At 70.6% G+C, this 12,487-nt stretch carries 14 protein-coding genes; 7 read left to right on the top strand and 7 right to left on the bottom strand.

All coding sequences use genetic code 11. From position 1 onward, the window contains the following. The first annotated feature begins 71 nt into the window (after positions 1 to 71). The 4 genes from ADL15_RS37590 to ADL15_RS37575 all read left to right on the top strand — a co-directional run bounded on the left by ADL15_RS37590 (position 72) and on the right by ADL15_RS37575 (position 3,555). Positions 72 to 554, top strand: a complete 483-nt coding sequence (locus ADL15_RS37590) for a SigE family RNA polymerase sigma factor (RefSeq protein ID WP_067702150.1) — start codon at positions 72 to 74, stop codon at positions 552 to 554. Further along, entirely contained in the window at positions 551 to 1,579 is a 1,029-nt protein-coding gene (locus tag ADL15_RS37585) for an LCP family protein (RefSeq protein WP_067701737.1), read from the top strand. The genes ADL15_RS37590 and ADL15_RS37585 overlap by 4 nt, the downstream gene beginning before the upstream one ends. Positions 1,580 to 1,903: 324 nt before the next feature. Further along, positions 1,904 to 2,929 carry a class II fructose-bisphosphate aldolase gene (fbaA, locus tag ADL15_RS37580; protein ID WP_067701735.1) on the top strand — a complete coding sequence of 342 codons (1,026 nt, stop codon included), beginning with the start codon at positions 1,904 to 1,906 and terminating at the stop codon, positions 2,927 to 2,929. A 104-nt stretch (positions 2,930 to 3,033) separates the two neighbouring features. Then, the gene (locus tag ADL15_RS37575; RefSeq protein ID WP_232344787.1) at positions 3,034 to 3,555 is read left to right on the top strand and encodes a hypothetical protein; all 522 of its coding nucleotides are present in this window, start codon (positions 3,034 to 3,036) and stop codon (positions 3,553 to 3,555) included. Between the two features lie 9 nt (positions 3,556 to 3,564). On the opposite strand, the gene ADL15_RS37570 is transcribed toward ADL15_RS37575, so the two are convergent. The 4 genes from ADL15_RS37570 to ADL15_RS37555 all read right to left on the bottom strand — a co-directional run bounded on the left by ADL15_RS37570 (position 3,565) and on the right by ADL15_RS37555 (position 5,556). Then, positions 3,565 to 3,747 carry a hypothetical protein gene (locus ADL15_RS37570; protein WP_067701733.1) on the bottom strand — a complete coding sequence of 61 codons (183 nt, stop codon included), beginning with the start codon at positions 3,745 to 3,747 and terminating at the stop codon, positions 3,565 to 3,567. 93 nt (positions 3,748 to 3,840) lie between these two features. After that, the gene (locus tag ADL15_RS37565; RefSeq protein ID WP_157441843.1) at positions 3,841 to 4,038 is read right to left on the bottom strand and encodes a hypothetical protein; all 198 of its coding nucleotides are present in this window, start codon (positions 4,036 to 4,038) and stop codon (positions 3,841 to 3,843) included. 32 nt (positions 4,039 to 4,070) lie between these two features. Further along, entirely contained in the window at positions 4,071 to 4,334 is a 264-nt protein-coding gene (locus tag ADL15_RS37560; protein WP_067701728.1) for a hypothetical protein, read from the bottom strand. Positions 4,335 to 4,368: 34 nt separating this feature from the next. Continuing rightward, positions 4,369 to 5,556: an LOG family protein gene (locus ADL15_RS37555; protein WP_067701725.1), complete on the bottom strand. Its 1,188-nt coding sequence runs from the start codon at positions 5,554 to 5,556 to the stop codon at positions 4,369 to 4,371. A gap of 74 nt (positions 5,557 to 5,630) precedes the next feature. Between ADL15_RS37555 and ADL15_RS37550 the strand changes: the two genes are divergently transcribed. Both ADL15_RS37550 and ADL15_RS37545 read left to right on the top strand, forming a co-directional pair. Beyond that, positions 5,631 to 6,620, top strand: a complete 990-nt coding sequence (locus ADL15_RS37550) for an ADP-ribosylglycohydrolase family protein (RefSeq protein ID WP_067701717.1) — start codon at positions 5,631 to 5,633, stop codon at positions 6,618 to 6,620. A gap of 67 nt (positions 6,621 to 6,687) precedes the next feature. Continuing rightward, positions 6,688 to 7,110, top strand: coding sequence for a DUF3151 domain-containing protein (locus ADL15_RS37545; RefSeq protein WP_067701715.1), 423 nt, complete (start codon positions 6,688 to 6,690; stop codon positions 7,108 to 7,110). 236 nt (positions 7,111 to 7,346) lie between these two features. Here ADL15_RS37545 and ADL15_RS37540 read toward each other — a convergent pair whose 3' ends face one another. The 3 genes from ADL15_RS37540 to ADL15_RS37530 form a co-directional block, all read right to left on the bottom strand. Next, positions 7,347 to 8,735: a ParA family protein gene (locus ADL15_RS37540; RefSeq protein WP_083972264.1), complete on the bottom strand. Its 1,389-nt coding sequence runs from the start codon at positions 8,733 to 8,735 to the stop codon at positions 7,347 to 7,349. Positions 8,736 to 8,798: 63 nt separating this feature from the next. After that, complete coding sequence (locus ADL15_RS37535; protein WP_067702144.1) at positions 8,799 to 9,746, bottom strand: diacylglycerol kinase family protein; 948 nt, start codon at positions 9,744 to 9,746, stop codon at positions 8,799 to 8,801. Next, a complete protein-coding gene (locus ADL15_RS37530) occupies positions 9,743 to 11,035 on the bottom strand; it encodes an adenylosuccinate synthase (RefSeq protein ID WP_067701713.1) in 1,293 nt (430 codons plus the stop codon). Before ADL15_RS37530 ends, ADL15_RS37535 begins: the two co-directional genes overlap by 4 nt. Before the next feature lie 105 nt (positions 11,036 to 11,140). Here ADL15_RS37530 and purD point away from each other — a divergent pair, with 105 nt between their 5' ends. Then, the gene (gene purD / locus ADL15_RS37525) at positions 11,141 to 12,382 is read left to right on the top strand and encodes a phosphoribosylamine--glycine ligase (RefSeq protein WP_067701711.1); all 1,242 of its coding nucleotides are present in this window, start codon (positions 11,141 to 11,143) and stop codon (positions 12,380 to 12,382) included. Positions 12,383 to 12,487: the final 105 nt, after the last annotated feature.

The following is a 12,487-nucleotide window of genomic DNA, read 5'->3' as shown; positions in this document are numbered from 1 at the left end:
CCCGGGCGATTGATTTGCCGCTGAGCGCAATGATTCCGGGGGCCGGTCCCGTCGTAGGAGCGGAGGTGCCCGTGACCTACGAGGAATTCGCCGACAGCCGGCTCAACGCGCTGCTGCGTTATGCCGTCATGCTGACCGGCGATACCGACACCGCGCAGGACCTGGTGCAGGAGACCATGCTCCGGGTCCAGCTGCATTGGCGGCGGGTGACGCACAGCGACTCGCCGGACGGCTACGTACGCAAGATCCTCACCAACCAGTTCATCGAGTCGCGCCGCACCTCCTGGTGGCGGCGCGTGCTGTTGCGGCCCGACCCGGACCCGGTGGTCGCGGCGCCCGCCGATCACGCCGCCGAGAGCGCCGAGCGGGACCGGGTGTGGTCGCTGCTCGCGATTCTGCCCCGCCGCCAGCGTGCGGCCCTGGTCCTGCGGTTCTACGAGGACCTTCCCGACCAGGAGATCGCCGACATTCTCGGCTGCGCGGTCGGGACGGTTCGTTCGTCCATCTCGAGAGGGCTCGACGCGCTGCGCGCCGAGCTGGCGGAGGTCCGATGAGCACGGTCGAAGAAGAGTTGCGGGCCGCTTTTCAGCGGCACGAGGAGACGACGCCGGATGCCGGACCGCTGCGGCACCGGATCGATGCCGGATGGGTACGCGTGAAGCGCCGCCGCGCCCGCCGCCGGGTGATCGGAGCCGCTGCCGCGGTGCTGCTCGCCGGGCTCGCCGTTCCGGTCGTGTCCTCCACCTGGGGGCACGGGGGACAACCGGAAGCGGTGACCTTGGACGCGGCGGTGCCGGGTGCCGGCGCGAACCTGCCCGCCGAGCCGGTCGACGTTCTGCTGATCGGAGCCGACGCCGGAGCCGACACCGGTGCCCCGCGCGCCGACACGGTGATGCTCCTGCACGTGCCGGCCGACCGCGGCGCGGTGTGGATGGTCAGCCTGCCGCGCGACGGCCTGGTGAGCACGTCCGGTGCCCGGCCCGAGAAGCTCAGCTGGGTCCTGTCCACCGGCGGCCCGCGACGGGTGGCGAAGGCGGTGACGACGCTGACCGGGGTCACGCCGGACGCCACGGTGGTGGTTGACCTCGCCGGCCTGCGCGGGGTGACCGAGGCGGTCGGTGGCGTGCGGATGTGCCTGGACGAGCCGGTCACGGCGCAGTTCGGCCGGAAGGGCCTGGCGAAGGGCTGCCAGCAGATCGGCGGCGCCGAGGTGGAGTCGCTGCTGCGGGCCCGGCTCGGCATGGCGGCCGGTTCGCTGGAGCGGGACCGGAACGGCCAGCGGTTCCTGCGCGCGCTGACGGCCAAGGTGACGGCCGGCGGGGTGGTGGACCTTCCGGCGGCGCAGCGGCTGCTGACCGCGGCGGCCGGCGGCATCACCGTCGACGGGGACCTGGCCACGCTGATGCGGGTGGTCGGTGACCTCGGCTCACCGCAGCTGATCGGGATCAGCGAGCCGGTCCTGAACACACCCCACCCCGAAAAGATCTATCCGACCGTTGGCGAGAGTCTCTTCCCGGCGATCCGCGACGACGGGCTGACGGCTTGGGCGGCCGCCAACCCGGGCTACGTCACGCGCTGAGGTGTGACATCGGGTGTGATGTTGGTCCCGTCGCCCCAGCCCGGAGGGGACGAAACGGCACCCCGGGAACGGCCGCTCGGCCGTTGCGCCCGGCGTCGGCACGGAAGCCCTGCACAGAGCGCGAGCGAGCTAACCGTGCCGATCTGTCACACAAGTGCTGGTATGGCCCGGGAGTATTTCTCCGTTACGTGGCCTACGCCGGGTTCCAGTGTCGAATTTCGGGGTGATTTCCGCTACGCACCGCGACTGCGGAATACTTCTGTGCTGGAGGACAGCGCGGTCCTGCCCTCTGCATCCCGTGATGAATGAGCAAGGAGCGCACCGATGCCTATCGCTTCCCCCGAGGTCTACGCCGAAATGATCGATCGCGCCAAGGCCGGCGCGTTCGCCTACCCGGCGATCAACGTGACGTCCTCGCAGACCCTCAACGCGGCCCTGCAGGGCTTCGCGGAGGCCGGCAGCGACGGCATCGTCCAGATCTCCACCGGTGGTGCCGAGTACGCGTCCGGCCCGACCATCAAGAACATGATCACGGGTGCCGTCGCGCTGGCCGAGTACGCCACCGAGGTCGCCAAGAACTACCCGATCAACATCGCGCTGCACACCGACCACTGCCCGAAGGACAAGCTGGACAAGTACGTCCGTCCGCTGATCGCCATCTCGCAGGAGCGCGTGAACAAGGGCCTCGCCCCGCTGTTCCAGTCGCACATGTGGGACGGCTCGGCCGTGCCGCTGGACGAGAACCTGCAGATCGCCGAGGAGCTGCTCGCCGCGTCCGCCGCCGCGAAGATCATCCTCGAGATCGAGGTCGGCGTGGTCGGTGGCGAGGAGGACGGCGTCTCCGCCGCCATCGACGACAAGCTGTACTCGACCGTCGAGGACGGCCTGGCCACCGCCGCCGCGCTCGGCCTGGGCGAGAAGGGCCGTTACCTGACCGCCCTGACCTTCGGCAACGTGCACGGCGTCTACAAGCCGGGCAACGTCAAGCTGCGCCCGGAGATCCTCAAGGAGATCCAGGACGCGATCAGCGCGAAGTACGGCAAGGACAAGCCGCTCGACCTGGTCTTCCACGGTGGCTCGGGCTCGCTGCTCTCCGAGATCCACGGCGCCTTGGACTTCGGCGTGGTGAAGATGAACATCGACACCGACACCCAGTACGCGTTCACCCGCCCGGTCGTCGACCACGTCCTGAAGAACTACGACGGCGTGCTGAAGATCGACGGCGAGGTCGGCAACAAGAAGGCGTACGACCCGCGCGCCTGGGGCAAGCTGGCCGAGAACGGTCTGGCCAAGCGCGTCCTCGAGGCGTGCGAGCACCTCCGCTCGACCGGAACCACTCTCTCGAAGTAATCAATTTGGCGGTGGCCGGTTCCCGAACGCGGGGACCGGCCGTTGTCGTCTTGTGGGGTTACACAGCGACATGGGTACGATCGAGATGTCTTGATCAAGGGACGGTGATCGTGCTCGCTATCGAGGGTTGGAAACCCGAGTGGCATCACGATGCCGAGGCGCTCGCCGCGACCCATCGGCACATGTTTGTGCGGCTCATCGGCCGGAGATTACGATCAAGCTGGCTGCTCTGGGATGTCGCCGAGCGGGGCTGGTTCGCCGACGGCCCGGTCATCCTCGACTTCGGACTTAGTAGCGTCGAAATCACTCACCGTAAGTTCGACGAGTGCGCGATCACCTGGGACCAGATCGACCTGGCGGTCCCGATCGAGATGTACCAACACATCGATTGGCGGGCCGATCCGCACGCCGCGTTGCGCAACGCCCGCGGCCGTCAGCTCCGCGCCGTCAACATCATCGAGCGGACCACCTCGGCCGACTGGCGGCCCCGGGTGCTGCACGCGATCGAGTTCCTCTTCGACGGGGCCCGGCTCGCCGTCTACAACGCGATGGACGAGAACGGGCTCACCGACGTGGCGGAAGCGGATCTGCCGGCGGTGCACTGGCGCCGAGTGCACATCGCTTGAACAGGGCGGTCAGATGCCGCCGGCGCCGTTGTCCCCGGCGCTGCCACCGCGGTAGAGGTCGGTGGTGGCGTTGTCACCGGTCTCGGCCGAGGTTCGATAGCCGGTCATACCGCTGTTGCGCCGGCGCCGGAACCCGACCGCGACTGCCAGAACGGCCACCAGGCCGGCGAAGGTCAGAAAATAGGGCATCATGGTTCCTCCTGATCTGACTGGTGCGGTCGCCGTCGATGAGGACGACCGCACCATTGTCACCCCGCCGGGCGCCGGGAGCGCCTGGCCGAGCGGTCAGAGCCCGCCGCCGACACCGCCGGCGTCACCGCTGTAGCGCGGCGAGTTCTCGTAGTCGGACCGCTCGGCGCCGCGGTCGGTGCGGCGGGCCGGGCCGTGGCCGGCGACGGAGCCGCTGTTGCCGCGGCGCCAGACCGCGATCGCGATGGCGATGCCGAACAGCAGAGCGAGAGCTACCAGGGCGAATGTCAGCATGTTCGCAGTGTGCGCCATGCCCGCCACCAAGATCAATCTCCGCCGCCGCCACCGTCCCCGCCACCGCTGTCCCCGCCGCCGTCCGAGTAACTGTCACCGGAGTGGTGCCCGGAGGAGTCGTGGGAGTGGCCGTGGTGATGGTGCGAGCCGCCGTTGTCGACGTAGTACGTCGGCTCGGTGCCGGCATCCTGCGGCCGACCGCGGTGGGCGTATCCCCGGGACCGGCGCGACCGGGCTCCCTTGACCAGCCCCACGATCGCGAAGCCGGCGATGACGACGATCAGCAGCAACTCCATGAGCGCAGTGTGCGGCATGGCGCCAACCCGTGTTCTACCTGGTCAGTGCCGCCATCGCCTCGTCCAGCGAGTCGGTGACCACGATCAGCCCGGACTGGTCGCCGTGCGGTGACCGGGCCAGCAGCGTCCCCAGCAGGTCCACCACCGGCAGGTTGGTCCAGTGCTCGACCCCGAGGAAGACGAACGCCCCGGACGGCCCGTCGGTGCGGTAGAACGTCTTCGTCGCGGCCTGGAAGACCTCCTGCACCGTGCCGGCCCAGCCGGGCGCGAAGACGATCCCGCCCCGGGCCAGCCGCAGGATCGAGTCCTCCCGGACGGCGTTGGAGAAGTACTTGCCGATCTGCCCGGCGAACAGGTTGGCCGGCTCGTGGCCGTAGAGCCAGGTGGGCAGCGCGAGGCCGCCGTGCCGGAGCCGGTCGGCCAGGTCGACCGCGGGCAGCGGATAGGCCGCCCGGACGGCCAGGGCCGCCGCGGTGAACGGGTTGTGGTCCAGGAAGTCCGGGGCGGGCTCCAGCATGTCGACCGCCGCGGTCAGTTCGCGTTCGGTGCGGGAGGCGAAATACGCACCCAGGTTGGCCGCCTCCATCACACCCGGCCCGCCACCGGTGACGATCAGCCGGCCTTCGCGGGCCAGTCGCCGGGCCAGCGTCGCGGCCATCCGGAACGCCGCCGAACCACGCGGCTCGGCGTGCCCACCCATGATCCCGATCGCGCCCGCGGTGCCGTGCACCGACGCCCAGGCGGCCAGCGTCTTGCCCAGCGCGTTGTCGATCCCGGCGTCGTGCAGCCGCTGCGCGACCGCCTCACGGACGTCCGGAACCGCGCCGCCGCGGGCCAGGAAGTGCTGGTAGACGACGGTGTCGTACATGCCGGCGAAGCCCGACTCGGCGAAACCGGCGGACAGGTCCTCCGGGGTGTAGAGCAGCGCCGGGTGGGTCGGGTAGGGCAACGACCGGAACGGCGGCACCAGGTGCGCACCCCGCCGGATCAGATCGATCTCCACCTCCGGGGAGGCGAGCTGACAACCGACAAAAAGCGTTTCTCGTACGTCTACCTGCGACAGGTCCGGCGCGTGCCGGTCGAGTCGTAGTCCGAGAACGGTCAGTCCGGCCAGGCTGTCACGGACGAGGTGGCTGTCGAGTTCGGCACGGGACTCGATCTCGAATGCGGTGGCGTCGAACGGCAGGTCGCCGCCGAGCACCGGTTGCAGGGGATCCGGCATGCGTCAATGGTGCGCCTGCCGTGCGAGCCCTCAGCGGACACCCCGGCCGTTGACGACGGTCCTAGAGTTTGTGCATGCGTGCTGCGTCGGGATCGATGTTCGGGCTGGCCTACGGAGATGCGCTCGGTAAGCCCACCGAGTTCATGGACTACCCGTCGATCGTGCACCGTTACGGGCCCGGCGGCCCCCGCCAGCTCGAGGGTGAACCGGCCCTGGTCACCGACGACACCCAGATGGCGCTCGCGGTCGGCGAGGCGCTGCTCGAGGTGCGCGACCCGACCCCGCGGCTGCTCGAGCCGGTGCTGCGCCGCCGGTTCCTGTCCTGGGCGGCCAGCCCGGAGAACGACCGCGCGCCCGGGATGACCTGCCTGCGGGCCATCGGTGCGCTCGCCGACGGGCGGCCGTGGATCGAGGCGACCCAGACCGGTTCCAAGGGCTGCGGGGCGAACATGCGGGTCACCCCGGTAGGCCTGGTCCCGGGGCTGAGCGACGATCAGCGGGCCGGCGTGGCGCAGTTGCAGGCCGCGCTGACCCACGGGCACCCGACCGGGGTGGCGGCCAGCGAGCTCACCGCGTACGCCGTCTTTTGGCTTCGTGGCGGCCTCGCGCCGGCCGACCTCCTCGCCGCCCTCCGGGATCGCTGCGACGAGCAGCGGAAGAACTACCGCGGCGAGTGGCTGGGCGAGCTGTGGCGGCGGCCGATGGTCGACTCGCCGGAGGAGTTCATCGCGCGCGGCTGGGACGAGTGTGCGGCCGCGCTGGACCGGGTCGCCACCGGGCTCGCGGCCGGCGCCTTCGACGGCGACCCGTGCCTGGTCACCGGGGCCGGATGGATCGCCGAGGAGGCGCTCGCGACCGCGCTCTACTGCTACCTGATCTCCCCGGACGAGCCGGTCGCGGTCCTCAGCCGGGGTGCTGCCTCGTCCGGTGACTCGGATTCGATCGCGTGCCTGGCGGGCGCGTTCGCCGGCGCCGCGCTCGGTCTCGGCGCGTGGCCGGCCGCCTGGCAGACCCAGATCGAGTACGCGGATCGCCTGTTCCGCCTCGGTGCCGCCTGGGATTGACGGCACTCCGGCGTGGGAAACGCCGAGCGGCCGGAATGATCCACTCGGGGGCGCGTTGAATGGGGTCATGCAAAACCTCCTTCCCGAGCCTCCGTCGACCCGACTGCCGGCCGACGCCGAAGCCGACCAGGCACTGGCCGCCGCCGCGGCGACCGGTACCGACGAGGCGTTCAAGGCGGTCGCCGCCAGATACCCCGCCTACAGCGCCGCGTGGGCGCCGCTGGCCACGAACGCGCTGGCCGCCGGCGAGACCGTGACCGCTTATGCCTATGCCCGCACCGGGTACCACCGCGGCCTGGACGCGTTGCGCCGCAACGGCTGGAAGGGCCACGGGCCGGTGCCGTGGGCGCACCAGCCGAACCAGGGCTTCCTGCGCTGCCTGCACGTGCTGTCGCTGGCGGCCGCGTCGATCGGCGAGGCGGACGAGGCGGCCCGCTGCGCCCAGTTCCTCCGCGACAGCGACCCCGCCGCCGCCGACGCCCTGTCCTGACCCGCAAGCGTGGGGACTTCAGGCGCGCTCCGCACCCAAAGTCCCCACGCAGCGGCAGCCCCCCGCAAGCGTGTGAAGTTTGGGTGCGGTCCGCGCCGAAAGTCCCCACGCAGCGGCAGCACCCCGTGAGCGTGTGAAGTTTGGGTGCGCTGTGCGCCGAAAGTCCCCACGCAGCGGTGGCACCCCGTGAGCGTGGGGACTTTTGGTGCGCTCCGCGCCGTAACTTCACACGCTGGTCAGAGGCCCTCCGCCACCGCGGCGGCGATCTTGAGCCAGGCTTCCCGGGTGCCGCTGGACAGCGCGCCGTAGCGGAGCGGCTCGCCGGAGTCGATCAAGCGCTCGTACGGCGCCATCTGCACCGCCCGGGTCCGGGCCGCGAAGTGCGCCTGGATCGACGGCAGGTCGATGTCCTTGCGGGTCGGCGGCATGGTCACCACGGTCACGGCCTGGCGGACCAGTCGCTGCCGGCCGCTGGTCTCCAGGTGGTCGAGCATCCGGGCGGCGGTCTCCGCCGAGTCGTTGCGGGCCGACATGGTGATCACCAGCTGGTCGGTGGCGTCGATCGCGGCCTGCCAGTTCTCCGCGCGGACGTTGTTGCCGGTGTCTACGAAGATCAGCTTGTAGAAGCGGCTGACCACGTCCCGGATCTCGGCGAACGCGCCCGCGGTCAACATCTCGCCGGCGGTCGCGGATTCGTCCGAGGCGAGCACGTCGAACATCCCCTCGCCCTGCGACCGGACGTATTTCGAGAGGTCACCGACCCGCCCCCGAACGCCCTGCAGCAGCGGCAGGTCGCTGAGCATGTCGCGGACCGTACGGCTGTGGAAGTCCTGCTGGGCACGCATCCCGAGGGTGCCCTGGGTCTCGTTGTTGTCCCAGGCCAGGACGTATCCGCCGCGCTTCTGGCCGAACGTCATGGCGAGCAGCAGTACGGCGACGGTCTTGCCGGCGCCACCCTTCGGGTTGACCACGGTCACCTGGCGCAGCCCGCCGAAGTTGCGCCGGACCGTGTCGACGTCCTGCCGGTAGTCCATCTCACGCCGTCCGGGTGCGAGCCGGACCAGGCCGAGGGTGCCCTTGCCGACCAGCGCGCGGGGACCCATGGTGGCCGAGGGCGCCGGCGGCGGAGCCAACCGGCGCCGGGCGAACTCGTCAGCGGTGGGTGTGTCGCCGCCGCCCGCGAGCGCTTCCTGGATCGGATCACCCTCCGGCCGCCGACGAGGAGCCGGCTGCTGGGAAGCGGGCTGCGCGGGAGCCGGCTGCTGGGGAGCCGGAGCCTCGGGCCGCTGGTGCGGGAGCGGTGCGGTCTCCGGCCGGCCGGGTTGATGGACCGCGCCGTCCGGGGGCAGGAAAGCCGGCGGCGCGCCACCCGGCCTGTCCCGCGCGACCGGCCGATAGACCGCCTCGTTGGGATGCACCGCCACACTGGGCCGCGCCGCCGGAGTGATCTCCGGCACGGCCGGCTCCGGATCGGCCGGTGGTCGCGGCTGCGGTGGCCGCCGCAACGGCTGGGCCCACGCGGACTCCACATCCTTGGGAGGAGCCGGCTCCGGCTCCTCCCAGAACGGCTCCACGTCCCGTACCGGTCCGCTGCCCGGTTCGCGGCCGTTGTGCTCGTTCTCCACGGCTCAGGCCTCCCCGTCCGAACTGTCCCGTCACCGAGCGTTCGTCCAGGGTGGCACAGAGCATCAGTCCGCGTACACCGCCCAGGCGCCGGCCTCGGTCCACCAGGAACGTTTCCGGCTGGTCGCACCGGCGACACCGTCGTCGAGGAACTGCAGCTCTCCCTCGCGGGGCAGCACCGACACCGCGCGGCCGCGCGCTCGGCGCACCTCTACGCGTACCCGAGTGCCTTTGAAACGCTGTTTGACGACGACCGGGACCGCGACAGCGACCTCGACCCGCCCGTCGGTCGGATCCGGATCGGCCAGCAACCGCAGGCCGTCGAACTCGGCGTACCCGCCGCCGTTGCCGATCGCGCAGGCCAGGATGAGTTCCTCGCCCTCGGACAGGACGTTGTCGTCCACCTCGACCCGGCCCCGCCACGGCACCGCGGCACCGTTGTCGTCGGCGCCGCCGAGCAGGGCGCCGTCCAGGGTCACCGAACCACTGTCGTTGCGGAGCAGGTCGAGGCGGCGGCTGTGCCCGACCAGGACCGCTTTCGCCACCTCGGCCGGGGTGCGCGGCAGGCCCAGCTGTGCCGCCAGATCCACGGAGTTCTCCGGGTCGAGCGGCAGGATCGCCAGCGGCGGAAGATCCGGCACGGTCCGCGTCGGGTCCAGGTCCGCCGGCCGCTTGCTGGGCGGCGGCGCCCACCGGCGGACCATCCGGCGTACGACGGCGCGCAGCTGCCCGTCGGTGGCCGTGGCGATCACCAGTCGCAGGTCGTCCCGGAAGGCCGGCCAGGTCAGGCCATCCGCGCGGGCCGGTCCGTCGAACCGGGCCAGCACCGCGTCGATCTCCTGATCAGAACCGGCCTGCACGGTCTCGACCTCGGCGCCGCCTTCGCGGAGCGCGTCCGCACAGGCCAGCACCGGGGTCCGCGGGGTGGCGCAGACGGCGTTGCAGCCGCCGCACCCGGACCCGCACGAGTCGCCCGACTTCTCGGCCAGGCTGAGCACCAGGACGTCCATCAGGCGTCGCCGAGCACCGAGTGCCGCTCGATGACCGCTTCGCGGCCCGGGCCGACACCGACGATGGAGATCCGCGCGCCGATCCGGGCCTCGACGAACTCGACGAAGTCCTGCGCCTCGCGGGGCAGATCGGCGAACTTGCGGCAGCCGGAGATGTCCTGCTTCCAGCCGGGCAGCGTCTCGAAGATCGGCGTGGCGTGGTGGAAATCGGTCTGGTTGATCGGCATCTCGTCGTGCCGGACGCCGTTCACCTCGTAGGCCACGCAGACCGGGATCTCGTCCACGCCGTCGTAGTTGTCCAGCTTGGTCAGTGCGAAGTCGGTGACCCCGTTGATCCGCTGCGCGTACCGGCCGATCACCAGGTCGAGCCAGCCGATCCGGCGCGGGCGGCCGGTGGTGGTGCCGTACTCGTGGCCGACCTCGCGCAGGTAGTCGCCCCACTTGTCGTGCAGCTCGGTGGGGAACGGCCCCTCGCCGACCCGGCTGGTGAACGCCTTGAGCACCGCGACGACCCGATCGATCCGGGTCGGCGGGATGCCGGAGCCGGTGCAGGCGCCGCCGGAGGTCGCGTTCGAGCTGGTCACGAACGGGTACGTGCCGTGGTCCACGTCGAGCAGGGTGGCCTGGCCGGCCTCGCAGAGCACGACCTTGCCGTTGTCGATGGCCTGGGAGAGCTCTAGGGCGGTGTCCGCGACGTACGGCCGGAGCCGGTCGACGTAGGACAGCAGCTCCTGGACGACCTCCTCGGCCTTGACCGCGCTGCGGTTGTAGATCTTCGACAGCACCTGGTTCTTGAACAGCAGTGCGGCGGTGACCTTCTGCCGCAGGATCGACTCGTCGAAGAGGTCCTGCACCCGGATGCCGACCCGGTTCATCTTGTCGGCGTAGGTCGGGCCGATGCCCCGGCCGGTGGTGCCGATCCGCCGTGCGCCCAGGTAGCGCTCGGAGACCTTGTCCAGCGAGCGGTTGTACGACGCGATGACGTGCGCGTTCGAGCTGACCCGCAGGCGCGACGTGTCGATGCCGCGCGCCTCCAAGCCGTCGATCTCCTGGAACAGCACGTTCAGGTCGACGACCACGCCGTTGCCGATCACCGGTACGACGTTCGGGGAGAGGATGCCGCTCGGAAGAAGGTGCAGTGCGTACTTCTCGCCGTCGATGACGACGGTGTGGCCCGCGTTGTTGCCACCGTTGAACTTGACCACGTAGTCAAGCCGGTCGCCCAGCAGGTCTGTGGCTTTGCCCTTGCCCTCGTCGCCCCACTGGGCGCCGACCAAAACGATCACCGGCACGTGAACGATGCCTTTCCCGAAACAGCTCAGTCCCAAGGTCGTACCTGGAGGAGCCCGGGTACTGCCGAAGTTTACGCGACGGTCGCGCAGGTAGGATGGGCCGTCGTGCGCGTACTTCTGATCGGCTCTGGTGGGCGCGAGCACGCGCTTGCCGTCGGGCTTGCCGCCGACCCGTCCGTCGACTTCCTCGCCTGCGCGCCCGGGAACCCGGGCATTGCCCAGGTCGCCGAGCTGCACGAGGTGAAGGCCGTCGATCCCGCAGCGGTTGCCGCGCTGGCCGTCGAGCTGAACGCCGACCTGGTGGTGATCGGGCCGGAGGCGCCGTTGGTGGCCGGGGTCGCCGACGCGGTCCGGGCCAAGGGCATCGCCTGCTTCGGTCCGAGCGCCGCCGCCGCGAAACTCGAGGGCTCCAAGGCGTTCGCCAACGAGGTGATGGCCGCCGCCGGGGTGCCCACCGCCCGCTCGTTCGCCTGCTCCTCCGTTGCGGAAGCCGCCGCGGCGATGAAGGAGCTCGGCGCGCCCTACGTGGTGAAGAACGACGGCCTGGCCGCAGGCAAGGGCGTGGTCGTCACGGACGACCTCGACGAGGCCCTGATCCACGCCGAGGCGTGCGGCACCGTGGTGATCGAGGAGTTCCTGCCCGGTCCCGAGGTCTCGCTCTTCGTGATCACCGACGGCACGGCGGTCGCGCCGCTGATGGCGGCGCAGGACTTCAAGCGCCTGGAGGACGGCGACGAGGGCCCGAACACCGGCGGGATGGGTGCCTACGCCCCGCTCGACTGGGCGCCGGCCGACCTGACCGAGCGGGTGCTGCGGGAGACCGTCGAGCCGACGCTGGCCGAGATGCGCAAGCGCGGCACACCGTTCGCGGGTCTGCTCTACGTGGGTCTCGCGCTCACCCCGGACGGCCCCAAGGTGATCGAGTTCAACGCACGCTTCGGCGACCCGGAGACCCAGGTGGTGCTGGCGCTGCTGGACACTCCGCTGGCCGGGGTGCTGAAGGCCGCGGCCACCGGCACGCTCGCCGAGCAGCCGCCACTGAGCTGGAAAGACGGTTCCGCGATCACGGTGGTGATCGCCAGCCACAACTACCCGGGCGTCCCGCGCACCGGCGACGTGATCACCGGCGCCGAGGTCCCCGGTGTGATCCACGCCGGCACCGCCCGCGATGCCGAAGGTCGTCTGATCTCGGCCGGCGGCCGCGTCCTCAGCGTCACCGCGACCGGAACTGATCTGCAGGCCGCCCGCTCGGCCGCCTACGCGCTCGTCGACCGGGTCACGCTGGACGGCGCCCAGTTCCGCACCGACATCGCTCTCCGCGCCCTCAACCAGCAGATCAAAATCTAGCTTTCGTACGAATACGGAGCGCCCGTCCGCAGACCCTGTTGGTTAATTTGTGGGTGTGCCGTTTCCGTTGGTGTATCGATAGATTGTGGGGTTATGTCGATGCAG

This window comes from Actinoplanes awajinensis subsp. mycoplanecinus, from assembly GCF_001509495.1.
GTDB lineage: Bacteria > Actinomycetota > Actinomycetes > Mycobacteriales > Micromonosporaceae > Actinoplanes > Actinoplanes palleronii.
Note: the sequence above shows the minus strand (reverse complement) of the source record. Positions and strands in the feature narration are given on the sequence as shown.

Excerpts from the sequence above, each read along its gene's own strand:
- ADL15_RS37585 (WP_067701737.1), top strand. The coding sequence starts at position 551 with ATGAGCACGGTCGAAGAAGAGTTGCGGGCCGCTTTTCAGCGGCACGAG.
- fbaA (WP_067701735.1), top strand. The coding sequence starts at position 1,904 with ATGCCTATCGCTTCCCCCGAGGTCTACGCCGAAATGATCGATCGCGCC.
- ADL15_RS37570 (WP_067701733.1), bottom strand. The coding sequence starts at position 3,747 with ATGATGCCCTATTTTCTGACCTTCGCCGGCCTGGTGGCCGTTCTGGCA.
- ADL15_RS37565 (WP_157441843.1), bottom strand. The coding sequence starts at position 4,038 with ATGCTGACATTCGCCCTGGTAGCTCTCGCTCTGCTGTTCGGCATCGCC.
- ADL15_RS37560 (WP_067701728.1), bottom strand. The coding sequence starts at position 4,334 with ATGGAGTTGCTGCTGATCGTCGTCATCGCCGGCTTCGCGATCGTGGGG.
- ADL15_RS37555 (WP_067701725.1), bottom strand. The coding sequence starts at position 5,556 with ATGCCGGATCCCCTGCAACCGGTGCTCGGCGGCGACCTGCCGTTCGAC.
- ADL15_RS37550 (WP_067701717.1), top strand. The coding sequence starts at position 5,631 with ATGCGTGCTGCGTCGGGATCGATGTTCGGGCTGGCCTACGGAGATGCG.
- ADL15_RS37545 (WP_067701715.1), top strand. The coding sequence starts at position 6,688 with ATGCAAAACCTCCTTCCCGAGCCTCCGTCGACCCGACTGCCGGCCGAC.